This window comes from Amycolatopsis sp. NPDC114478, assembly GCF_055633805.1.
In genome coordinates this window covers 40,400-63,026 of record NZ_JBVKDO010000028.1, presented here as the reverse complement: position 1 = coordinate 63,026, position 22,627 = coordinate 40,400, and the positions used below count along the sequence as shown (strand labels likewise).

Here is a 22,627-nt window from a genome sequence, read left to right as displayed (position 1 = left end):
CGGCGGCCCCGAGCTGTCTCATATCGAGACACCGGACGGGTCCCTGACCAGCCCCGACGTCCCTAGCGTCGCCTGCACCGTGCCGACAGTGGAGGACCGCATGTACAGCAAGGACGGCGAGACGTACTTCATCGTGGACGCGCACGTGGCGCTCTGGGACGCGCGCCCGGAGAACCAGCGCAACATCCACGGCAAGCAGTTCATCGACTGCTTCTACGACTACCACCGCAACCTCAGCCCGGAGTCCGAGGTGTGGCCGTACGAGGACTACCTCTACCAGGGCGGCGAGCGGCTGGTGCGCGACCTGTTCGAGAACGGGTACGTCGACCACGCGATCTTCCAGCCCGCGTACCTCGGCGCGTTCTACAACAACGGCTTCGGGCAGACCGAGGAAGCCTTCGCACTGACGCAGAAGCACGAAGGCAAGCTGACCTACAACCACTTCTTCGACCCGCGGTTCGAGCAGGCCGGGATCGACCGGCTGCGGCGCGACGCCGAACGGTTCAAGCTCAAGGGCGTCAAGCTCTACACCGCCGAGTGGCAGGGCGATTCGCGCGGCTACAAGCTCAACGACAAGTGGACGTACAAGTACTTCGAGGCCTGCCAGGAACTCGGGATCAAGAACATCCACGTCCACAAAGGACCGACGATCCGGCCCCTCGACCGCGACGCCTTCGACGTCGCCGACGTCGACCACGCGGCGACCGACTTCACCGACCTCAACTTCGTCGTCGAGCACTGCGGCCTGCCGCGGCTGGAGGACTTCTGCTGGATCGCGACGCAGGAGCCGAACGTCCACGCGGGACTCGCGGTCGCCATCCCGTTCATCCACACGCGGCCGCGGTACTTCGCGCAGATCATCGGCGAGCTGCTGTACTGGCTGGACGAGGACCGCATCCAGTTCTCCAGCGACTACGCGCTCTGGACGCCCCGCTGGCTGATCGAGCGGTTCGTCGACTTCCAGATCCCCGAGGACATGCCGGAGTACGCGCCCCTTACGGTCGACCAGAAGAAGAAGATCCTCGGCCTCAACGCGGCGGCGATGTACGACATCCCGGTGCCGGCGGAACTCCGGCTGGCTCCGATCGAGCCGCAGGCGGTCTCGGTTGCCTGACATGGACGCCTACACCGCGCTGGACGCGGTTCTCGACCCGGAGCTGGACGAGCCCATCACCGACCTCGGCTTCGTCAAGTCGCTCACCGTGGACGGCGGCCGGGTGACCGTCCACTTGCGACTGCCGACGTCGTTCTGCGCGCCGAACTTCGCCTATCTCATGGCGTCGGACGCCAAAGACGTGCTGACCGCGCTGCCGTGGACAACCGAGGTCGTGGTGGAGCTGGACGACCACCACGACTCGGACATCATCAACACGGGTCTCGCCGCCGACGCCGGCTACCGGGGCACGTTCGGCCACGAAGCCGATCAGGACCTGGAGGAGCTGCGTTCGACGTTCCGCCGCAAGGCCCACCAGGCGGCGATGGAACGCGCGCTCACCGTGCTGCTGCGAGCCGACGAGCACGTCGACCTGCACGGCGTCACCCTCGCGGACCTGCCGGACGCCGCGTCCTCCCAGGCGTTGCGCCGGCGCCGCGCGGCTCTCGGGCTGCCGGACGACCCGGCGGCACCCGTGCTCGTCGACCACGACGGAACCCCGTTCCCCCGCGAGGAAATCCCACTGCGGCTGCGGTTCGCCCGGTCGGTTCGGATCTCCATCGAGGGCAACTCGCACTTCTGCCGCGGCTTGCTCCGCACCCGTTACCCCGAGTCCACTGTGGAGGTTTCAGCATGAAAGCGGTCCAGGTCGTCGGGTACGGCTCGCCGTTGAAGATGACCGAAGTCCCCGAGCCGGAGGTCACCGGCCCCTACGACATCATCGTGCGGATCGGTGGCGCCGGCGTCTGCCGCACCGACCTCCACATCCTCGAAGGACAGTGGAAGGAGAAGTCGGGCGTCACGCTGCCCTACACGATCGGGCACGAGAACGCGGGCTGGGTGCACGCGGTCGGCAGCGCGGTCACCAACGTCGCCGAGGGCGACAAGGTGATCGTGCACCCGCTGATCACGTGCGGGCTGTGCCGGGCGTGCCGCTTCGGCGACGACGTCCACTGCGAGCAGTCGCGGTTCCCCGGCATCGACACCGCGGGCGGGTACGCGGAGTACCTCAAGACGTCGGCGCGCAGCGTCGTCAAGCTCGACGACTCCCTGGAGCCGGCGGACGTCGCGGCGCTGGCCGACGCCGGGCTGACGGCGTACCACGCGGCGGCGAAGGCGGCGCGGCGGCTGCGTCCGGGCGACAAGTGCGTCGTGATCGGCGCGGGCGGGCTCGGGCACATCGGGATCCAGGTGCTCAAGGCGATCTCGGCGGCGGAGCTGATCGTCGTCGACCGCAACCCGGACGCGGTGAAGCTGGCGGTGTCGATCGGCGCCGACCACGGCGTGGTGGCGGGCGGCTCGCACGTCACGGAGGTGCTCGACCTGACCGGCGGCCACGGCGCCGAGGCGGTGATCGACTTCGTCGGGGAAGGCGGGGCGACCCGCGACGGGATCGCGGTGCTGCGCCGGGCCGGGGACTACCACGTCGTCGGCTACGGAGAGAACATCGACGTCCCGACGATCGACATCATCTCGACCGAGATCAACCTGATCGGCAACCTGGTGGGTTCGTACAACGACCTGGGCGAGCTGATGGTGCTGGCGGCGCGGGGCCGGGTGAAGCTGCACACGGCGCGCTACCGGCTGGAGGAGTTCCAGTCGGCGCTCGACGACCTCGACGCCGGGCGCATCCGCGGCCGCGCGATCCTGGTGCCGTGAGCGGTCACTGGCTGGGCGGGGCCGCCGGGGCCTGGTGCAGCGCGAGGTCCTGACCGGCGGCGGAGTCCTGGCCCCAGGCCCCGGACTCCGCCGTCCACGTCTGTCCCGCGAAGCTCACCTTGTCCACCCCGAGCGCCTCCGCCCGGCCGACCAGCCAGGACGCGTACGCCCACCCCTGCGCGGCCGGGTGCGCGCCGCTCAACCGGGCCGTGCCCAGCTCCGCCGTGGCGGCCGCCGCCAAGTTGCCGGGGGCCGCCAGCGTCAGGTTCCGGCACGTCAACGCCCCCGGGAACTGGCCGGCGAACGCCGCCGCCATCGCGCGCGCCTGCGGTTCCCACTGCGCGTACGCGTCCGGGACGCCCGAGCGCTGGATCTCCTGGGCCGCCTCGGTGATCGGCATGGTCTCCCAGCCCGGCAGCTTCTCGAGCTTCTGGTAGAACGCCGTCGCCGCGTAGACGGGGTCGCGCAGCTGCGCGACCGTGCCCCAGCCCTGGCTGGGCCGCTGCTGGAACAGCCCGACCGAATCGCGGTCACCGCCCTCGAGGTTGCGCAGCTTCGACTCCTGCAACGCCGTGGCCAGCGCGACCGTGGCCGCGTGCGGCGGGAGGCCGAGCTTCGTCCCGACGCCGGCGATCGTCGCGGCGCTGTCCATCTGCTCGGGCGTGAACGTGTAGGACTCCTGGCCGGGCAGCGCCACGGTGCAGCCCGGCGTCCGCACCGGGCTGCGCGTCAGCACCGCCACCACGACGATCCCCGCGGTCAGCACGACGACCGCTCCCAGGAAGATCGCCACCTTCAGCCCACACCCGCGCACCCTGCCCCGCTCTCACCCGTTCGCACCAGTCTGCCAAAGGCAGGACGCGGCGCACCGGGCGGAGGTTCAGTGAGGCTTGTTCAGTGAGGCTTGTTCAGCCGTCGCCCACCGCAAGGCTCCCGCGCCCGGCCGGCGGTCTGCGCCCGGGCGCGGCGGGCTGACCAGAACAAGCCTCAGTCCTCGGCGCCGAGGAAGATCGGATTGGACATCGCGACCATCGCGTTCGGCTGGGTCGTGTTCGGGCCCCCGGACGGGCGGCGCACCTCGACGCGCACCCACCGCGAGTAGCGCGGGTAGGTCGTCCACGTGACCGTCGCCGCACCGCCGTCGCCGATCGTCTCGGTGTGCTCCGGGCCGAGCTGGTCGAGGAACGTCACCGTCGTGCCCGGCACGCCGCCGACGACCGCGCGCACCGTCACCGGCGTCCCGGTGCCCAGCGGCAGCCGCTCGCCGATGCCCGCGGTGCGGCCGCCGCCGGACGCCGTGAAGTCCAGCTGGACCGCCGACGACTCCGCCAGCCACGACCGGCCCGCCTTCAGCCCCTCGAGGAGTTCCTTGCGGCGCAACCGGTCGGCGAAGACGACAGTGTGCGGCAGCGCCACGCGCTGGTCGGGGTTGTGCGCGTCGGAGTCGCCGATCGCCGGGATGAACCGGCCGCCGCGCAGGAGGCCGTCCCAGTGGATGACGCTCGCCTCGTCGTCCTGGGTCCACGGCCCGTTCCAGACCTCGACCAGGTCGGCGATCTCGTACGCGAACTCGTAGGTGCAGCCGAAGCAGTTGGCGAACGGGTGCGCGGCCGTGACCAGGCCGCCCGCGCGGTGCACCTGGTCGGTGAAGCGGCGGAAGTCCCGCGGGTCGGCCGCGCGGTAGCGCCAGTCGATCCAGGTCCCGGCGGGCAGGCCGATCGCGGGCCAGTGCCCGGACCGCGTCGTCACCTCTTCGCCGTTGAGGATCAGCAGGTCGTCGGTGGCGTAGTTGCCCCAGACGAGCTGCGAGCTGGACGTGTTGTGGTCGGTGGAGACGATGAAGTCCAGGCCCGCGGCGCGCGCGTCGGCGACCAGCTGGTCCGGCGTGCGGCGGCCGTCGGAGTAGACGGTGTGCAGGTGGCTGTCGCCGCGGTACCAGGCGCGGCCGCGCTCCCGGGCGGGCGCGGACTCCGGAGCCGGCTTCGGCACGAACGGCGCCGCGTCCGGCCCGAAGGTGAGCGTGATGTCCACTTTGTAGTTCAGCCCCTGCGGCGCGACCGTGTACGGGCCGAGGATGACGTGCCAGCGGCCCGGCTCGATCGGCCCGGCGAGGTAGCCCGGCGTGGCTTCGGACGCGCTGATCGAGAACCGGTCGCGGAAGCCGCCGGACCAGCCGCGGAAGCCGCGGGCGTTGCCCAGTTCGTGGCCTTCCGGGCCGAACATCCCGATGTCGCAGGCGTTCCCGCGCGTTCCGGCGGGCACCGGCGGCTTGTCGTAGGAGTAGACGACGTCGATCTGCCGCACCCCGCGCGGGACGTCGACGGGCAGGTAGTACCAGTCCGGGACGTCCGGCTTCAGCGTGCCGGTGACGGTCCGGGTCTGGCTGCCGGTGCCGCCCGGTTGGTCGGCGAACGCGACGCCCGGGAGCAGCCCCGCCGCCGCCGTCGCCACCCCGCCCGCCAGCAGCGCGCGTCGGCTGAAGTTCCCAGAGCTCATGCGTACCTCCGCATCGAAAGACGCCCCGACGCTAGGTGAGCGACGCGAACGGCGGCGCGAACCAGTGGTGAACTTCCGGCGTCGGGTCAGCGCCGCGAGAGGATCTTGGCGAGCGCGACGACGGTGACCGCGGCGGCCAGCCCGAGCCGCGTGCGGTCGACGGCCGGCACCCAGGTCACGGCGTCCCCGCGGACGACGAAGGCTCCGGCGGGCCGGGCGAACACCCCGAACCCGGCACCTTCGCGCACGGGCAGCGCGTCGCTGTCGTCCGCGCCCCCACCGCCGCCGCCGAACACCGCGGCGGCGGGGATCACGACGACCCCGTCCCGCTCGACCGGATCGCCGTAGACCAGCTTGGCGGTGAACAGCTCCCGCGCGGTCGTGGCCAGTTGCCCCAGTTTCATCTGGCCATCATGGCCGATTTCTCCCCCCGTTCGGGTGTAACCGGGAGGTATCCGGGGCATTAACCACCGACACCTGTGCTTCACGGGGAGTGCACGACCGAGGGGAGACCGCGATGACCTTCGACTTCGTCGGCCGGTGGCTGGGCCGGCATCGCGACCGGCCCGGCGTCAGCGTGGACCTCTCCTGCGGCGGCCGGGTGACCCTGCGGGAGATCGACGGGCAGCCGGTGCTGGCCATCACCACCGCGCCGGGCCCGGACGGCCGGTGCAGCGTCGCGGCGGTCCCGCTGTCGGAAGCCGAACGGCGGGAGCTGGGCCAGGTCCTCGGCCCGGACGTCCTGCTGGCTTCCTGACCCCTGCCGCCGGGCCCGCGAACAGGGGCCCGTACTTCCGCGTCACCGGATGTTTCCCCACCCGTCGCCGCCGTAAGCTGCGCAGCGTGCTTTGTGGCAGTCCTCGCGAGAAAAGCGGCCCCCGCGGTGTGGCGCGGGTCGCTTTTTGTGGGGTGTCCACAACGCAGCCGCCTCGGCATGCGCCATGGCGGACATTGGTCTACCCGGCGGTAATCCAGCAGGGTGTAGACAGGTGCAGGCGACGCCCCAGGACAGGTGCGTCGCCTTCTGTGCGTGGGTACTTGGGAGGCTCAGCCGGTGTTCAATCGTGTCGCCATCGTCAACCGCGGAGAGGCCGCGATGCGGCTCATCCACGCCGTCCGGGATCTGTCGGCGGAAACCGGCACGAAGATCGAGACGGTCGCCCTCTACACCGACGCCGACCGCACCGCCACCTTCGTCCGTGAGGCCGATCTGGCCTACGACCTGGGGCCCGCTTCGGCCCGCCCCTACCTCGACCTGGCCAAGCTCGAGCAGGCCCTCGTCGAGACGAAGGCCGACGCCGCGTGGGTCGGCTGGGGCTTCGTCGCCGAAGACCCCGCCTTCGCGGAGCTGTGCGAGAAGGTCGGCGTCACCTTCGTCGGGCCGAGCGCCGACGCGATGCGCAAGCTCGGCGACAAGATCGGCGCGAAGCTGATCGCCGAAGAGGTCGGCGTGCCCGTCGCGCCGTGGAGCCGCGGCGAGGTCGCGACCCTCGAGGACGCGCTGAAGGCCGGTGAGCAGATCGGCTACCCGCTGATGCTCAAGGCCACCGCGGGCGGCGGCGGGCGCGGCATCCGCATGGTCGCCTCCGGCGAGGACCTCGCCGACGCCTACGAGCGCACCAGCCAGGAAGCCCTGCGCGCCTTCGGTTCCGGCGTCGTGTTCCTCGAGCGCCTGGTCACCGGCGCTCGCCACGTCGAGGTCCAGGTGATCTCCGACGGCGAGACGGCGTGGGCGCTCGGCGTGCGCGACTGCTCGGTGCAGCGGCGCAACCAGAAGATCATCGAGGAGTCGGCTTCCCCCGTCCTCTCGCCCGAGCAGACCGCCGAGCTGAAGGCGTCGGCCGAGCGGCTCGCGGTCGCCGTCGGGTACCGCGGCGCGTGCACCGTCGAGTTCCTCTACCACCCCGGCGAGAAGCTGTTCGCCTTCCTCGAGGTCAACACCCGGCTGCAGGTCGAGCACCCGATCACCGAGATCACCACCGGCACCGACCTGGTCCGGCTGCAGTTGCACGTCGCCGGCGGCGGCAAGCTCGCCGGCGAGCAGCCCGCCGAGCTCGGCCACGCCGTCGAAGCGCGCTTGAACGCCGAAGACCCCGACCGCGACTTCGCGCCCTCCCCCGGCCGCATCGCGCGGCTGGCGCTGCCCGCCGGGCCGGGCATCCGCGTCGACACCGGCGTCAGCGAAGGCGACACCATCCCGGCCGACTTCGACTCGATGATCGCCAAGATCATCGCCTACGGCCGCGACCGCGACGAGGCGCTCGGCCGCCTGCGCCGCGCGATGGCCGAGACCACCGTCATCATCGAGGGCGGCGCGACCAACAAGAGCTTCGTGCTCGAGCTGCTCGCACAGCTCGAGGTCATCGACGCCAGCGCCGACACCGGCTGGATCGATCGCGTCCGCGCCGAAGGCCGCCTGGTCACCCACCGGCACTCCGCCGTCGCGCTCGCCGCGGCCGCCATCGAGGCCTACGAGGACGAGGAAGAGGTCTCCGTCCAGCGCCTGCTGGCCACCGCGCACGGCGGGCGCCCGCAGGTCCAGCACGAGACCGGCCGTCCGCTCGACCTCAAGCTCCGCGGCGTCGGCTACCGCGTCGGCGTCGCGCGCATCGGCCAGAAGCGCTTCCGCGTCGGCGTTTCGGCCGGGACGTCGGAGGTGCACCACGCCGACGTCGAGATCGACCGCTTCGACGCCCACAGCGGCCGGATCCGGGTCAACGGCCAGAGCTTCCGCCTGGTCGCGGCCACCCATGGCCCGATCCACCTCGTCGAGGTCGACGGCGTCACCCACCGCGTCAGCCGCGACGAAGGCGGCGTCGTCCGCTCCCCCGCGCCCGCGCTGGTCGTCGCGACGCCGCTGTCCGTCGGCGACGAGGTCGAGGCGAACGCGCCGATCCTCGTGCTGGAGAGCATGAAGATGGAGACGGTGCTGCGCGCGCCGTTCCGCGCCCGCGTCCGCGAGTGCCCGGTGTCGGTCGGCAGCCAGGTCGAGACCGGCGCGCCGCTCATGCGGCTGGAGCCCCTGGCCGACGGCGCCGAGGACGAGGTCGCCGAGGAGACCGAGACCGTCGAGATCGACCTGCCGGCCGAGCCGGCGGGCGTCTCCGCCGAAGCCCGCGTCGAGCGCGGCCTGCAGGACCTGCGCAGCCTGCTGCTCGGCTTCGACGTCGACCCGGGCGAACGCAAGCGCGTCCTGGCCGCGTACGTCGCGGCGCGGACCGAGCTGGGCGGCCGTCCGGTCGAAGGCGAGCTGGAGCTGCTCACCGTCTTCGCCGACCTGTCCGAGCTGAGCCGCAACACCCCGGGCGGCGAGGACACCGTCCCGGACGGCGCGGTGCACAGCCCGCGCGAGTTCTTCCACAGCTACCTGCAGAGCCTCGACGTCGAACGCGCCGGCGTCACCGAAGGCTTCCAGGCCAAGCTGACCAAGGTCCTCGGCCACTACGGCGTCACCGACCTGGAGCGCACGCCGGCGCTGGAGGCCGCGGTCTTCCGGATCTTCCTGGCGCAGCAACGGACTTCGGCCGACGTCGCCGTCGTCTCGGAGCTGCTGCGGCAGTGGCTGACCGGGCCGCCGCCGGCGGAGGCGCTGAGCGACCGCGCCGGCCGGACGCTGGAGCACGTCGTCGAGGCCACGCAGGTCCGCTTCCCCGCGGTGTCCGACCTGGCCCGCGGCGTGGTCTTCCGCTGGTTCGCCCAGCCGCTGCTGCGCCGCAACCGCGCCGAGGTCTACGCCGCCGTCCGCACCGAGCTCAGCTACCTCGACCAGCACCCGGACGCGCCGGACCGCGCCGAGCGGATCCAGGCCACGATCACCGGCTCGCAGCCCCTGGTCCGGCTGATCGGGCAGCGGATCGGCCGCCCGGGCCGCGACCACGCGCCGCTGCTGGAGGTCCTGACCCGCCGCTACTACGGCAACCGCCGGCTGTCCGGCGTCGCCGTGCGGGACGCGGGCGGCTGCCGCTGGCTGACCGCCGAGCTGAACACCCCGGACGGCGCGCTGCCGCTGGTCACCACGGCCGTCGACTTCACCGCCCTGCCCGACGCGCTGCGCGCGCTCGGCGAGGTGGCCACCGACGGCGTCGTCGCCGACCTGTACCTGCGCTGGGAGGACCAGCCGGACGTCGACGCGACCGCCGAGCGGCTCGGCGCGCTGCTGGCCGAGCACGGGGTGCCGGCGAGCGTGCGCCGGATCGTGGTCACCGTGGCCGGCACCGGCGGCGCGGTGATGCACCACCACTTCACGTTCCGCCGCGACGGCGACGGGTTCGCCGAAGACCGGCTGATCCGCGGTCTGCACCCGCAGATCGCCCAGCGCCTGCAGCTGCAGCGGCTGCACGAGTTCGACCTCACCCGGCTGCCGTCGGCGGACGAGGAGATCTACCTCTTCAAGGCCGTGGCGAAGAGCAACCCGGCCGACGAGCGGCTGATCGCGATGGGCCAGGTCCGCGACCTGACGCCGCTGCGCGAGGCCGACGGCCGGCTGGTCGCGCTGCCCGCGCTCGAGGACGCCGTCACCGCGTGCCTCGACGCGATCCGCAACATCCAGGCGCAGCGGCCGCAGAACAAGCGGTTCGACACCAACCGGATCATGATGTACGTCTGGCCGCAGACGAACCTGACCACCGACGAGCTGAACACCCTCGTCCAGCGCATCCTGCCGACCTCGGTGGGCGCCGGGCTGGAGGAGGTCCAGTTCCTGGCCCGCCGGCGCACCGACGCGGGCAAGCTGACCGAGCTGGCCGTCCGGATCACCTTCGACCCGAGCCAGGGCGCGCGGCTGCACGTCGGGCCGCCGTCGACCGAGCCGGTCAAGCCGCTCGACGACTACCGCCTGAAGGTGCTGCGCGCGGCGCGGCGCGGCAACGTCTACCCGTACGAGCTGACCGAGCTGCTCGCCGGCGCCGAAGGCACCTTCACCGAGCACGACCTGGACTCCGCGGGTGCCCTCGTCCCGGTCGACCGCCCGAAGGGCAACAACAGCGCGGCGATCGTCGCCGGCGTCGTCACGACGCCGACCACGCGGCACCCCGAGGGCGTCACGCGGGTCGTGCTGCTCGGCGACCCGACGAAGTCGCTGGGCGCGCTGTCGGAGCCGGAGTGCTCGCGCGTCATCGCGGCGCTCGACCTGGCCGAGCGGATGCAGGTGCCGCTGGAGTGGTTCGCGCTGTCGTCGGGCGCGCGGATCTCGATGTCCTCGGGCACCGAGAACATGGACTGGGTCGCCGCGGCGCTCAAGCGGATCGTCACGTTCACCCAGGACGGCGGCGAGATCAACATCGTGGTCAACGGCATCAACGTCGGCGCCCAGCCGTACTGGAACGCCGAAGCCACGATGCTCATGCACACCAAGGGCGTCCTCGTGATGACGCCGGACTCGGCGATGGTGCTGACCGGCAAGCAGGCGCTCGACTTCTCGGGTGGTGTGTCGGCCGAGGACAACTTCGGCATCGGCGGCTACGACCGCGTGATGGGCCCGAACGGCCAGGCGCAGTACTGGGCGCCGACCCTGCCGGCCGCGCGCGAAGTGCTGATGGCGCACTACGACCACACGTACGTGGTGCCGGGTGAGGCCGGGCCGCGCAAGGTGGGCACGAACGACCCGGTCGACCGGGACGTCTCGTCGTTCCCGCACGCGATCGTCGGCAGCGACTTCACGACGGTCGGCGAGATCTTCTCGGCCGAGCACAACCCGGACCGCAAGAAGCCGTTCGACATCCGCACGGTGATGCGCGCGCTGTCCGACCAGGACCACCCGGTGCTGGAGCGCTGGGCGGGCATGGCCGACGCGGAGACGTCCGCGGTGCAGGACGTGCACATCGGCGGGCGCCCGGTCTGCCTGGTCGGCATCGAGTCGCGGTCGGTCCCCCGCCGCGGTTTCCCGCCCACCGACGGCCCGGACACCTACACCGCGGGCACGCTGTTCCCGCGGTCGTCGAAGAAGACGGCGCGGGCGATCAACGCGGCGTCGGGCAACCGGCCGCTGGTGGTGCTGGCGAACCTGTCGGGCTTCGACGGCTCGCCGGAGTCGCTGCGCAAGCTGCAGCTGGAGTACGGCGCGGAGATCGGCCGGGCGATCGTCAACTTCGAGGGCCCGATCGTGTTCACCGTGATCTCGCGCTACCACGGCGGCGCGTTCGTGGTGTTCTCCAAGGCGCTCAACCCGAACATGACGGTGCTGGCCCTGGAGGGCTCGTTCGCCTCGGTGCTGGGCGGCGCCCCGGCGGCGGCGGTGGTGTTCGCGGGCGAGGTGGCCAAGCGCACGGCGAACGACCCGCGGGTGACCGAGCTGCAGGCCCGCGTCGCCGCGGCCGACGCGCCTTCCCGCGCGGCGTTGAGCACCCAGCTGGCCGAGGTCCAGTCGTCGGTCCGCGCGGAGAAGGTCAGCGAGATCGCGGCGGAGTTCGACAAGGTCCACAGCATCCAGCGAGCGGTGGAGGTCGGCTCGGTGGACGCGATCATCTCGGCCGCCGAGCTGCGGCCGCGGATCATCGAGGCGATCGAGCACGGGCTGAAGAAGTAGGGAGTCACGGAGGCGGCCGGCCCCAGCTCCGTTCCCGGGGAAGTTCGCCCGGGTACGGGATGCGCAGGGTGTGCCAGTTGGGAAGCACGCGGGTCTAGAGCACCTCGGATCCCCCGTCGCCGGTCTTCGTCGAGTAGGGGGCGTTGAACGGGTCCGTGTAGGAGCCGTCACGCTCGCGCAGGGCCACAAGCACGGGCATCCGTTGCTGCCGGGCCCGGTCTCGTTCGGCCTGCCGGGCCATCCGGAAGAGAACGACGTTCAGCACAACCGCGGCCAAGGCGATGCAGGGCACTCGCCACCGCGGACACCGACGACCAGTTCACCGTCGCTCCTCACTGCCGGTTCGCTTGTCGAGTCGTCCCGATCACCCGTTCCGTGACAGACTCGCGACTTTCGGGGGTATGGCGGTTTTGTCCCCACCCGACACACTGTGCGTGCCGGTCCGGTGACCACGGGTGCCGACCGAGCCTCCATCCGTGCGGCGTGAGGAGATCCCCGATGGCGTCAAGGTCCCTGTCCCGGCTCGCCCTCGCGGCGACCGGGGTCCTGCTCGCCTCCCTGCTCGGCGGTACCGCGCAGGCGGCCGACACCCCGGTGTTCTGGCGCGTCCCCGCCAACGCCGCTCAAGCGCAGGCACTCGAGGCGGCCGGGTTCGACGTCGAGGAAGGGGACGCGGGCGCTGTGCTCGTCGTCGGCGGGCAGGCCGTCGCGAACCAGCTGCGCGCCCGCGGCTTCACGCCGTCCTTCCACGACACCGTCTACAAAGAACTCCCCGCGCAGCGCAATTCCCTGGCGGCGGACACCTTCTACGGCGGGTACCGCACGGTCACCGCGCACGAGAACCACCTCACCGCCGTCGCCGCCGCGCACCCGGATCTGGCCACCAAGTACACGATCGGCCAGTCGTGGAAGAAGACGAAGGGCCAAGGCGGGCACGACATCCAGGCCCTCTGCCTCACCAAGAAGCAGGCCGGCGACTGCACGCTCTCGACGACGTCGCCGAAGCCGAAGTTCTTCCTGATGGCCCAGATCCACGCGCGCGAGCTGTCGACCGGCGAGCTCGCCTGGCGCTGGATCGACTACCTCGCCGACGGTTACGCCGCCGACGCCACCGCGAAGTCCATTTTGGACACGACCGAGGTCTGGGTGGTGCCGATCGCCAACCCCGACGGCGTCGACATCGTCGCGTCCGGCGGCAACTCGCCGAAGCTGCAACGCAAGAACGCCGACAACTCCCGTGGGAGCTGCACGGGCACGAACATCGGCGTCGACCTCAACCGCAACTCGACGTTCAAGTGGGGCGGCGACTCGAACTCCGCGTGCGCCGAGACCTACCAGGGCGTGAGCGCCGGCTCCGAGCCCGAGGTGCAGGCGCTGGAGAAGCTGGCCCGCGCGATCTTCCCGGACCAGCGCGGCACCGGGAACAACGACCCTGCGCCGTCGACGGCCAAGGGGACGATGATCACGCTGCACAGCTACGGCAACGACATCATCATCCCGTGGGGCTTCACCCAGGCCACCTCGCCGAACGACGCGCAGTACCGGCGGCTGGGCGCGAAGTACTCGGCGTCGAACGGCTACCTCGTCGGCACCAACGAGGAGACCGTCGGCTACGACACGAGCGGCACCACCGACGACTTCACCTACGGCGAGCTCGGCGTCGCGAGCGTGACGTTCGAGGTCGGCGGCTCGAGCGGGACGTGCGGCGGCTTCCTGCCGCGCTACACCTGCGTCGACAGCACGTTCTGGCCGAAGAACAAGGGTGCGCTGATCACCGCCGCGAAGGCCGCGGCGGCGCCGTACCAGCAGTAAGTCACGGCCAGGAGGCGTAGTCCTCCTCTTCAGCGCGCGGGCGGATCGTCCACTTCGGACGATCCGCCCGAACGCGCTCAGTCCTCGTCCTCCAGGCCGGCGTCGGCGAGCACCGAGTAGACGCGGCGGCGCGCGTCGGCGAGGATCTTCTTCACCTCGGCGACCTGCGCGTCCGTGCCGCTGTGGCCGACCTGGGCGGCCGCGCCGGACAGCTCGCCCAGCGCGTGCCACAGGACGGCGAAGCGGTCGGCGTTGGGCGCCTCCTCGGGTTCCGCCCAGAGGTCGGCGAACTCGGCCTCCCGCCCGGCGACGTGCTCCCGCCCGGCATCGGTCAGCTCGGCCACGCGGCGACCGCCGGTCTCGGCCGTGTGCACCAGGCCTTCGTCCGCCAGCTGCTGCAGGATCGGGTAGACCGACCCGGGGCTGGGCCGCCACCGGTCGTGGGTGCGACGCCGGATCTCCTGGATGAGCTGGTAGCCGTGCATTGGTTCTTCGGCGAGCAGCGCGAGCACGGCCGGCCGCACCGGCCGGTTCGGGCCGCGGCCGCGGAACTCCTGGACCCGCTGGAACGGACCCGCCCCGCCGAACCAGTTCCCAGGGCCGCCGAAGGAGCCGGGACCACCGGGGAAGCCGGGGAACCCGGGCCCACCCGGCGCCCCGGGAGGTCCCGGCGGCTGGGGTGGGTGGGGCGGGTGGGGTGGGAAGCCGCCGCGGGCCAGGTCCGGGCCGGGGTCGAAGTCCTCGTGGCCTGGGAACCCGGGGCCGTGGTCGTGGCCGGGCCCATGGCCCGGGTGGCCGTGCTCGGCGGGTCCGTGGCCGCCGAAGAGTCCGCCTCCGAAGCCGCCGAACATCCGGCCCGCGCCTGCGCTCATCTCCATGCCTGTCTCCTTGGTTGCCGTATCGCCGACACTACGACGATATATCGCCGTTGGATCGACGGCAACCTACGGCTCGGCTGGCCTCACGCCACCACCCAGCCCTGCACAGCCAGCCGCCCGACCCGCGCCCCGCTCAACCCAGCCGACCCCGCACCCCGCCGACCTCACAACCCCCACTCAACGCAGCCGAACCCAAGCCCCGCTCCGACCTCAGGCCGCCCCGGACTTGACCGCCAACGTCAGCAACTCCGCAGCCGGCCCCGTCAACCGCCTCCCCGACGGCCACACCGCCCGCAGCACCCGGCCCAGCTCCACTCCCGCCACCGCCACCGGCACCAACCGCCGCCCCGCGACCTCGCGCACCACGTCCAGCTCGCTGATCACCGCCGGCCCGGCGCCCGCGATCACCGCGTTCCGCACGGCCGATGCCGACCCCAGCTCCAGCAACGGCGTCACCGGACCCGCGCCCGCCCGGCGCAACGCCGCCTCGACCGTGTCGCGCGTCCCGGAGCCCGGCTCGCGCACCACCAGGGGCGTCGCCGCGAGTTCCGCCGCCGTGAGCGGACGGCGGCGCCGCGCCCACGCATGTCCCGCCGGGACCACGACCACCAGGCGGTCCGTCGCGACCCGGCGCGTCGCAAGGCCCGGCCAGGGCCCCGGCGACTCGACGAACCCCAGGTCCACGCGGCCCCGCGCGACCAACTCGGCGACGTGCTCGGAGTTCACCACCTCGAGCCCGACGTAGGTGTCCGGCCCGGTCCGCTTGACCTCGCCGATCCACGCCGGGACGAAGTGCTCGGCCAGCGTCATGCTCGCCGCGACCCGCAGTTTCGCGCCGCGCTGGGTCCGCAGCGCCTCCGCGCCCGTGCGCAGTCCGTCCACTTCGGTCAGGACGCGGTGCGCCCAGCCCGCGATCACCCGCCCGTCCGGGGTCAATGCGGAGCCGCGCCGCGTCCGGTCCACCAGGGACAGTCCCAATTGTCTCTCCAAAGTGGACAATCGCTTGCTCGCCGACGGCTGGGCGATGCCGAGCGCGCCGGCCGCCTGGCCGATGCTGCCGAGGTCGTCGACGAGCACCAGCAGGCGCAGCGAGTCCAGGTCCGGTCCGGTCATAGCCCCAGTCTATGACCTCCTGTCCGACTGACGGCTACCGCGCGTACGCGAACCAGGCGACGCTGGAAGCATGGCAATGACGTCGGCGAAAACCTCGGGCCTCGCGATCACCGCACTCGGCGTCGCGGCGGCCTACGCGCTGAGCACGGCCTGGCCGGTGGCGGGCGCGCTCACCGTCGCCGTCGTGCTGGGCATCGTCGCCGGCAACACGCCCGTGCTCACCGACGAGCACCGCAAGGCCGTGGCCGGGCTCACGAAACGCCTGTTGCGCGCGGGCGTCGTCCTGCTCGGGCTGCAGCTCGCCGTCCCGGCCGTGCTCGCGCTCGGCCCCGGCACGCTCGCCGCCGTCGTGCTGACGGTCGCGGTCACCTTCCTCGGCACGCTCGCCCTCGGCCGGCTGGTCCGCGTCCCCCGCGGCCTCGCCCTGCTGGTCGCCACCGGGTTCTCGATCTGCGGCGCGTCGGCGATCGCGGCGATGGAAGGCGTCGTCGAACGCGAGGACGAAGACGTCGCGACCGCCGTCGCGCTCGTCACCTGCTACGGCAGCCTCGCCCTCGGCGTGCTCCCCCTGCTGGCGCACGTCCTCGGCCTGGACGCGACCCGGACCGGCAGCTGGGCCGGGATCTCGGTGCACGAGGTCGCGCAGGTCGTCGCGGCGGCCGGGCCCGCGGGCGCCGCGGCGGTCGCGGTCGCGATCGTGGTCAAGCTGAGCCGCGTCGTCCTGCTGGCGCCGGTGGTGGCGCTCGTCGGCGCGGCCGAACGCACCCGCCGCGGCGGGCACACGCCCCTGGTCCCGCTGTTCGTCCTCGGGTTCCTCGCGATGGTCGCGGTCCGCAGCACCGGGCTCGTCCCCGCGTTCGCGCTCGACGTCGCGAAGACGGCGTCGACGCTCCTGCTCGCCGGCGCGTTGTTCGGCCTGGGCTGCGCCGTCCGGCTCGGCTCCCTGCTCCGGGGCGGCGGCCGGGCGCTGCTCCTGGGTCTCCTGTCCACGCTTCTCGTACTGGCGACCGGCTTCGGCACGCTGGCTGCGTTCACGTAATTTTTCCCACGCGGCCATGAATAGTTCGTTATACGCCGGGTTGTACGGGTCTTGTACGGGCCGCGTCGACGCTACCGCCGAGACGTAGGACGTAGAACGAATCCGTAGGGAGCTTTCACCGTGAAGATCACCCGACTCGCCCAGGGCCTCCTGGCCGGGCTGCTGGGGTGCGCCGCCGTCGCCGTCCCGGCGGCCGTGGGCGCCGCCACCGCGTCGGCCGACGTCGCCAGCACGCTGGTGTTCACCAAGAACACCGAAGGCCACGACTGCTACCGCATCCCGACCATCGTCAAGGGCACCAACGGCGACCTGCTCGCCTTCGCCGAGGGCCGCAACGGCGGCGCCGCCACCTGCGCCGACCTCGGCGAAATCGACCTCGTCATGAAGCGGTCCACCGACGGCGGCAAGACGTGGAGCGCACTGCAGACCGTCATCAAGGCCAACGGCGACACCAAGGGCAACCCGGCGCCGATCGTGATCCCGGGCAGCAGCCGCATCGTGCTGCTGTCCACCATGCAGTGCTACACCAACCCCTCCTGCGGCCGGATCCCGCGCGTTTCGATCAGCGAGGACAACGGGACGACCTGGGGCGCCCCAAGGGCCCTGACCACCGAGCTAGGGTTCGCGAGCGCGCCGGGCTGGCTGGCCACGGGCCCGTCGCACGGCATCGTGGTCACGCGCGGCGCGCACGCCGGCCGGATCGTCGCCGGGATGAGCTACACGATCGGCGGCAAGAACACCGGTTCGCTGGTCTACAGCGACGACCAGGGCGCGACGTGGCACCGCGGAGCGACCGACACGTCCACTTCGGACTTGCTGAACCCGCAGGAGATCAGCGTCACGGAGCTGAAGGACGGCCGCGTCTACGCCGCCGCGCGCAACGACGCCAACAAAGACGACAAGTGCCTGTCGGACGGCACGCACAACCGCGCGTTCGCGATCAGTTCCGACGGCGGCGCGACGTTCAGCTCCAAGTTCTCCTTCGCCACCGACCTGGTCACCCCGACCGTCGAGGGCTCCACGGCGCGGATGAGTGCGACCGACACCGGCGGCAAGTACAACCGGATCGTGTTCGCGGCACCGTCCACTTGCGACCGTCGCAAGGAGCTGCGGATCCACTCGTCGTTCGACGAGGGCGCCAACTGGACGGGCACCGCGGGCAGCCTGCTCGTGTGGGGCCAGGACGCGGCGTACTCGGACATGGTGCAGCTGTCGCAGGCATCGGTGGGCGTGCTGTTCGAGGCGGGCCCGGAGTCCCACGCGAACGACACGATCCGCTACGCGGCGGTGTCGGACACGCAACTGGGCGCCCCGGCGTGCGGCGGCGGCTACGACGTGATCGACCAGGCCCCCCTCGGCACGGCGGGCACGGCGTACCTGTCGTACAACGCGTCGAACGGCAAGAACTGCGTCAGCACGATGAAGAGCGCGTCGGCGGGAACGGCAACGCAGACGTCGGCGTACTTGGAGGTCCAGGGATCGACGCGAGCGACGGACGCGGGGGCGTTCTCGTACTTCGCGGGGCCAGTATCGGCAACGGCGGCGGGCAAGTGCGTCAAATGGGGCGGCGCGGTGGACGGTCAGGCGTACAACAGCGAGTTCGAGCACTGCGGCTGAGTTCGACGGGGCGGCCGGGCTTCTGGTCGCCCCGGATTGGCGTCACCGTGGGTCGTGTTCCTGTTCGAAGGCGTGCCTGATCGCGGAAATCAGCGCGATCAGGCACGGCCTCGATCTCGCCGGCCGGAACAACGTCGACGTACTTCGAGTGTTGGACCAGCGTGGCGGCAACTCTCGCGCAGAGGCCCGGGCGATCCGCCTCAGGTCCTCCTCGATGTGCTCAGCCGATCGGCCGCGCGATCTCGAGCTTCACGAGCCGACACCCTATCCGCCAAGCGGCACCCAGCTCCAAGCCGGGTCCCGAGCGAACCTCGCCAGGACCTCACCGTATTCGAGGAGTTCACCGAAGTTCGTGTCGAGCACCCCGGGAAGCCCGTCCAGAACAGCTTGCAGCAACGACCGGACACACGCGATACCCGAGTACTCGACGAGAATCGGCTCGACCCGTCCCAAGCGCTTGGCGAGTTCTGCGTTCTCGTCCTCGTTGTAGTCGTGCAGCACGTCTCCGGAAAAGTCGATGCCGAACCAGCAGTCCCCCACCTCGAGACGGTCGAACACATCACCGTCCGTGTAGGTGCCGAGGCCACGCAACCGATCCTCGATCTCCCGGCGCGTATCCGGATCGCTCAACAGCACAATCGTCGGCCGCACGACAACCTTCCTCTCGACCTATCCGGCATACCGCGCGCCGGGTTCACTCGGCCAACGCTTACCGATGTCCGTTTCCGAGATCCAGAAACTGGCCTCTGACATCGACGTCGATACAGGTTGACCGGACACGCTCCGCGCACGAAACTGCCTCCGTCGCCGCCACAGCGAGAGCGCCCGCGCCCTCGTCCGCGAGCTTGTGAGCATCCCGCCACCACGAACGGTCCTCCAGCTTGGCGAGTCCGCCTTCCACCTGATGACTGTACTCACAGTCGACCAGGTACAGGGCGTCGAACACCCGCTCGCTACAACCCGCGAGGGAATTTATATCCATCCTTTCGAGCGCACCGACGAGAACCTCGCCCAACTCCAGAAGAAACGCGGCCAGTTCAGCCTTGCCTGGCAACGCGGAAATTCCCCTTCGAGCATGGTCGCCACCATCAAGGCGTTCGATGCCGGAAATAGTGTTCGCGATGCCCCGCAGAACATCACGCTCAGCTCCCTCGGTTAAAATCAGTCCGGCCAGACGCTGAGAATCACTCATTTTCCCCGGCAGCACAGCCGCCAACGGCTCAAGGCGCACCAGGGACAAGGCCAACCAACACAACTGAAGACCAAGATGAAGGGGCCGGACAAGGTCGCGCCTCTGCCGCATGAACGCCGGGTACCGGACCCGCGGAACCGAGCCGATCAGCCACAGCCTGGCGACCCGCTCATCGATGAAACACCAGTGCGCGGAAGCGGCCTCGACGCGCATCGGCTCCGGCAGCGAACTGTCGTAGTCGCAGATCATCGTCAAGATCCCCCGGCCGCGAAAGCTCGAACTGGACCTGCATAGCGTCCGGAGAGTCCTGTACCGGCAGCAAACCGAGCCCTTTCGCCAATTCTTGCGAAGGAACTTCGTTAAGCGTCCGGATATCCCACTTCGCGTGTTCGCGGCCGCCTCCGAGGATCTCCGAGGACGGCCAGGAGACAACGCTGACCCTCGTGGACGCCGAGCCCTTCCAGTCAAAGTTCATTGTTGTCCCCTGTCATCCTTTCAAGTACGCATCTTACAGACGGAAGTGGGTCAATACCTTCAGATAACGAAGGGCTCCCGGCTTCGCGGGCCCGGTATCGGCCACCGCGGCGGGCAAGTGCGTCAATTGGCGCGGCGCAGTGGACTGGCAGGCGTGCAACAGCAAGTTCGAGCACTTCAGCTAAGTTCGACGGGGCAACCGGGCTTCCGGTCGCCCCGGCTTGACGTCGGCACGGCTAGCTCGCGCGAGAAATCGAAATCGGCTCCGGCCCGTCCAAGTAGACCAGGAAACCCGCTTCTTCGTCTTCCTGGAAATCCCCGACCGGAACCACGGACAGGCCCACCTTCGGCCGAGGGAGCCACCCCACGTCACGCGGCGGGTCAAACTGCCGAACCGTTCGCACCACAACCTCCAGGCTCGGGATCCCGACCAGGCACACATCTCCGGCGGACAAGTCTTCCGGGTCGGGTTCGAGTCGCCACGGCGTGTTTGTCCATTCAAAGTGATTCACGTCGACGGGAAAAGCGACTTGACCATTCCATGAAACCCTGGAACTGGGGTCGATCCGACCCCAAGGCCACTGAAGGTAAACGTATCCTGACGCAATTTTGGCAACCACGGCATCAGCCGGAGCGCAGTCGAGGATCAAACGCTGTCCCGCTTGCATGCCATCGCCGAGCAAGTTCAAATCCCCCTTCGGAGGCCGGGCGTTTATTTCGTCCACCAGTCTACTACCCGGCATCCGAGGCGATCCTCCCAGACCAGTCGATGGGGAGTCTTGTCCGCTGTCGCGGAAACTCGGGGGCCACCTACGATCAGCCCGACGCTGACTTAGCAACCGTGGTAACCGGCTCACAGATGTTCCTCGACGTTCCACCGAACTCGACTTGCTCGTGCTCCTAAGAGAACTCATAATTCTCTCCTCCGCATGGCCGGGAGCCTGCACGAATTCTTCCCCGAGATAAAGGCTCCAACTATCGGGCATCTCTCCGTCGCCGACGCCTCCGACACCCGCTTCCCACCCAGCGGACCCACCAGACCCGCTCCAGTGCACCACACGAAAGCGCGCAGCCCACCAAAGCCGAGCCACCCGTGAGCGCCGCACCGACCAGCACACCCGCCGCGATGCCCGCGATCATCGAAGCGTGGTCCTTCACGAACGTCGCCACATGCGAAGCCGCCGGTGCCGCCGCATGCCCCACCACCACCGACGCCACCGGAGCGAGTTCAAACACTTCGGCCAAGTATCCCGCGCGGCCGCTTCGCAGCTACTTTCCGTGCTGCAGGCAGATTATCGCAGGTCCCACGGAAGTAGCTCGCCCGCAGCAGCCTTGGCGAGTTCGAGCCGATCTTCGTTTTTTTCGAGAAGAGACAGCGCCTCGTACGCATACGCCGCGGAGTCAACGCTTCGCCCCGAGAAGACCTCCGAGTACAGCAACCAGATGCCCGGTTCAGCCGCTGCTGCGCACTCGGCGGCGAGATTCCGACCCTCCTCCGCAGCCCGCTCCGACTGGCCGTCGTCGCCGAGCAGGAAGAGAAGCAGTTCGAGGAACTTGGTTCGCGCGTAGTCCGAAACCTCGTCCGCCAACGCGGCCAGCGCTACGGAGACGACCGGAACAGCCGGCTCGTGGATGAACGACGAGACGAAGACGTGGCCCTCGAAGACGCCGGTGCCGAGGCCACTTGACTCCTCGGCCCCGGCAAGTCGCCTCAGGTCTTCCGCGACGTGCTCGGCCGACCGGCCGCAGGCACAGTGTTCCCCCGGCCAGTCGTGCCGGGCGATCTCGAGCTCCACGAGTTTCACGGCCGCATCCTATCCACCATCGCCGCACGCACCCCCCTGTGCTCAGGTGACACCCGGAGCGAACGCAGACCGGTCCGGGAAGTCGCTCTGGCACGCGACGCAGACCGGCTTCGGGCCGCCCGAAGATTTCCGCCCGCCCCATGGTTGACCTTCAGCACGTTCCCTTCGGCGCAATGCTCGGCGTATCCTCCAGGTCCTCCTCCCGTCGAGACCATCGCCATCTCCGGTGTCGATGGTGACTGCGCCCACGTAGGTGCGGCTCGACGACTATCCATGCGATTTCCGGCCAAGCTTCCGCTATCAACTGTTCCGCCTCCTCGATGACCCGCCGCACCTGATCGCCGACCAGACGCCGCACATCCCAAATCAGCTCGGGAACATCGACCGGCAAGGCCGGTGGAACCACCGAGTCCGGCCGCTCGACAGCAAGCAAAACAGCCAGGATATCCGCCCTGACATCCAAACAGAAGCAAAGGCGGCAGTAAATCGGAAGTCAGCTCCTTCCGGCCGTGCTCGAGCGCTCCGATCGACGACGCGGCAAGATGCACGCCCCCCTGCCGGGAAAGGACCTTCGCCGAAGACGTCCAATTCAGAACTCGGTCGGCAAGCATTCGCATCAAAACTGCACCACGCCCCGGTAGGTCGTGTTCGTGCACTCGGGAGCATTCGCCCGCCTGCAGGCGGGCGAGCTGCGGAAGGACCGGGCATAGTGCCGCAACCGCCACTTCCGCTCCGACGTCAGGAGCAGTGCCCACTCCACGAGTCGAGGAATAAGGCTGTCCCACCCCCATGTTCGATGGAGCCAGTTCAGCCGGCAGCGCCACCTGCGCGATCGCGAAGAGATCTGCGGCATGCAAATCGAGTAC

At 70.3% G+C, this 22,627-nt stretch carries 16 protein-coding genes; 8 read left to right on the top strand and 8 right to left on the bottom strand.

From position 1 onward, the window contains the following. The first annotated feature begins 100 nt into the window (after window positions 1-100). The 3 genes from ACZ7OH_RS45055 to ACZ7OH_RS45045 are packed head-to-tail and all read left to right on the top strand — an operon-like array spanning window position 101 to window position 2,812. Window positions 101-1,114, top strand: a complete 1,014-nt coding sequence (locus ACZ7OH_RS45055) for an amidohydrolase family protein (protein WP_470286534.1) — start codon at window positions 101-103, stop codon at window positions 1,112-1,114. Window position 1,115: 1 nt separating this feature from the next. After that, complete coding sequence (locus ACZ7OH_RS45050; protein WP_470286533.1) at window positions 1,116-1,790, top strand: iron-sulfur cluster assembly protein; 675 nt, start codon at window positions 1,116-1,118, stop codon at window positions 1,788-1,790. Then, on the top strand, window positions 1,787-2,812 hold the full coding sequence (locus ACZ7OH_RS45045) for an NAD(P)-dependent alcohol dehydrogenase (RefSeq protein ID WP_470286532.1): 1,026 nt from the start codon (window positions 1,787-1,789) through the stop codon (window positions 2,810-2,812). Before ACZ7OH_RS45050 ends, ACZ7OH_RS45045 begins: the two co-directional genes overlap by 4 nt. A 4-nt stretch (window positions 2,813-2,816) precedes the next feature. Here ACZ7OH_RS45045 and ACZ7OH_RS45040 read toward each other — a convergent pair whose 3' ends face one another. The 3 genes from ACZ7OH_RS45040 to ACZ7OH_RS45030 all read right to left on the bottom strand — a co-directional run bounded on the left by ACZ7OH_RS45040 (window position 2,817) and on the right by ACZ7OH_RS45030 (window position 5,712). Then, a complete protein-coding gene (locus tag ACZ7OH_RS45040; protein ID WP_470286531.1) occupies window positions 2,817-3,605 on the bottom strand; it encodes a hypothetical protein in 789 nt (262 codons plus the stop codon). 194 nt (window positions 3,606-3,799) lie between these two features. Then, window positions 3,800-5,308, bottom strand: a complete 1,509-nt coding sequence (locus ACZ7OH_RS45035) for a CehA/McbA family metallohydrolase (protein ID WP_470286530.1) — start codon at window positions 5,306-5,308, stop codon at window positions 3,800-3,802. 86 nt (window positions 5,309-5,394) lie between these two features. Beyond that, window positions 5,395-5,712 (bottom strand): hypothetical protein, encoded by a 318-nt coding sequence (locus ACZ7OH_RS45030; protein WP_470286529.1) that lies wholly within the window; start codon window positions 5,710-5,712, stop codon window positions 5,395-5,397. A 113-nt stretch (window positions 5,713-5,825) separates the two neighbouring features. Here ACZ7OH_RS45030 and ACZ7OH_RS45025 point away from each other — a divergent pair, with 113 nt between their 5' ends. The 3 genes from ACZ7OH_RS45025 (at window position 5,826) to ACZ7OH_RS45015 (ending at window position 13,643) form a co-directional block, all read left to right on the top strand. Beyond that, complete coding sequence (locus tag ACZ7OH_RS45025) at window positions 5,826-6,065, top strand: hypothetical protein (protein ID WP_470286528.1); 240 nt, start codon at window positions 5,826-5,828, stop codon at window positions 6,063-6,065. A gap of 297 nt (window positions 6,066-6,362) precedes the next feature. Beyond that, complete coding sequence (locus tag ACZ7OH_RS45020; protein WP_470286527.1) at window positions 6,363-11,831, top strand: ATP-binding protein; 5,469 nt, start codon at window positions 6,363-6,365, stop codon at window positions 11,829-11,831. Between the two features lie 498 nt (window positions 11,832-12,329). Beyond that, window positions 12,330-13,643 carry a M14 family zinc carboxypeptidase gene (locus ACZ7OH_RS45015; protein WP_470286526.1) on the top strand — a complete coding sequence of 438 codons (1,314 nt, stop codon included), beginning with the start codon at window positions 12,330-12,332 and terminating at the stop codon, window positions 13,641-13,643. A gap of 77 nt (window positions 13,644-13,720) precedes the next feature. On the opposite strand, the gene ACZ7OH_RS45010 is transcribed toward ACZ7OH_RS45015, so the two are convergent. After that, window positions 13,721-14,521, bottom strand: a complete 801-nt coding sequence (locus tag ACZ7OH_RS45010) for a PadR family transcriptional regulator (RefSeq protein ID WP_470286525.1) — start codon at window positions 14,519-14,521, stop codon at window positions 13,721-13,723. Between the two features lie 210 nt (window positions 14,522-14,731). Next, window positions 14,732-15,634, bottom strand: a complete 903-nt coding sequence (locus tag ACZ7OH_RS45005) for a LysR family transcriptional regulator (protein ID WP_470286524.1) — start codon at window positions 15,632-15,634, stop codon at window positions 14,732-14,734. A gap of 70 nt (window positions 15,635-15,704) precedes the next feature. On the opposite strand from ACZ7OH_RS45005, the gene ACZ7OH_RS45000 reads away from it, so the two are divergent. Beyond that, window positions 15,705-16,673, top strand: a complete 969-nt coding sequence (locus ACZ7OH_RS45000) for a YeiH family protein (protein WP_470286523.1) — start codon at window positions 15,705-15,707, stop codon at window positions 16,671-16,673. Window positions 16,674-16,793: 120 nt separating this feature from the next. Further along, window positions 16,794-18,290, top strand: a complete 1,497-nt coding sequence (locus ACZ7OH_RS44995) for a sialidase family protein (protein WP_470286522.1) — start codon at window positions 16,794-16,796, stop codon at window positions 18,288-18,290. A 264-nt stretch (window positions 18,291-18,554) separates the two neighbouring features. Here the strand turns inward: ACZ7OH_RS44995 and ACZ7OH_RS44990 are convergent, their stop codons facing one another. The 3 genes from ACZ7OH_RS44990 to ACZ7OH_RS44980 form a co-directional block, all read right to left on the bottom strand. After that, window positions 18,555-18,941, bottom strand: a complete 387-nt coding sequence (locus tag ACZ7OH_RS44990) for a hypothetical protein (RefSeq protein ID WP_470286521.1) — start codon at window positions 18,939-18,941, stop codon at window positions 18,555-18,557. Between the two features lie 58 nt (window positions 18,942-18,999). Further along, window positions 19,000-19,731 carry a hypothetical protein gene (locus tag ACZ7OH_RS44985; RefSeq protein ID WP_470286520.1) on the bottom strand — a complete coding sequence of 244 codons (732 nt, stop codon included), beginning with the start codon at window positions 19,729-19,731 and terminating at the stop codon, window positions 19,000-19,002. Window positions 19,732-21,248: 1,517 nt separating this feature from the next. Further along, window positions 21,249-21,761: a hypothetical protein gene (locus ACZ7OH_RS44980; protein WP_470286519.1), complete on the bottom strand. Its 513-nt coding sequence runs from the start codon at window positions 21,759-21,761 to the stop codon at window positions 21,249-21,251. Window positions 21,762-22,627 lie beyond the last annotated feature (866 nt).

What these genes read in the sequence shown, in the direction of transcription:
- ACZ7OH_RS45055 (WP_470286534.1), top strand. Translation starts at nt 101, where the DNA reads ATGTACAGCAAGGACGGCGAGACGTACTTCATCGTGGACGCGCACGTG.
- ACZ7OH_RS45005 (WP_470286524.1), bottom strand. Translation starts at nt 15,634, where the DNA reads ATGACCGGACCGGACCTGGACTCGCTGCGCCTGCTGGTGCTCGTCGAC.
- ACZ7OH_RS44985 (WP_470286520.1), bottom strand. Translation starts at nt 19,731, where the DNA reads ATGATCTGCGACTACGACAGTTCGCTGCCGGAGCCGATGCGCGTCGAG.
- ACZ7OH_RS45010 (WP_470286525.1), bottom strand. Translation starts at nt 14,521, where the DNA reads ATGGAGATGAGCGCAGGCGCGGGCCGGATGTTCGGCGGCTTCGGAGGC.
- ACZ7OH_RS45035 (WP_470286530.1), bottom strand. Translation starts at nt 5,308, where the DNA reads ATGAGCTCTGGGAACTTCAGCCGACGCGCGCTGCTGGCGGGCGGGGTG.
- ACZ7OH_RS45000 (WP_470286523.1), top strand. Translation starts at nt 15,705, where the DNA reads ATGGCAATGACGTCGGCGAAAACCTCGGGCCTCGCGATCACCGCACTC.
- ACZ7OH_RS45045 (WP_470286532.1), top strand. Translation starts at nt 1,787, where the DNA reads ATGAAAGCGGTCCAGGTCGTCGGGTACGGCTCGCCGTTGAAGATGACC.
- ACZ7OH_RS45015 (WP_470286526.1), top strand. Translation starts at nt 12,330, where the DNA reads ATGGCGTCAAGGTCCCTGTCCCGGCTCGCCCTCGCGGCGACCGGGGTC.
- ACZ7OH_RS45030 (WP_470286529.1), bottom strand. Translation starts at nt 5,712, where the DNA reads ATGAAACTGGGGCAACTGGCCACGACCGCGCGGGAGCTGTTCACCGCC.
- ACZ7OH_RS45025 (WP_470286528.1), top strand. Translation starts at nt 5,826, where the DNA reads ATGACCTTCGACTTCGTCGGCCGGTGGCTGGGCCGGCATCGCGACCGG.
- ACZ7OH_RS45050 (WP_470286533.1), top strand. Translation starts at nt 1,116, where the DNA reads ATGGACGCCTACACCGCGCTGGACGCGGTTCTCGACCCGGAGCTGGAC.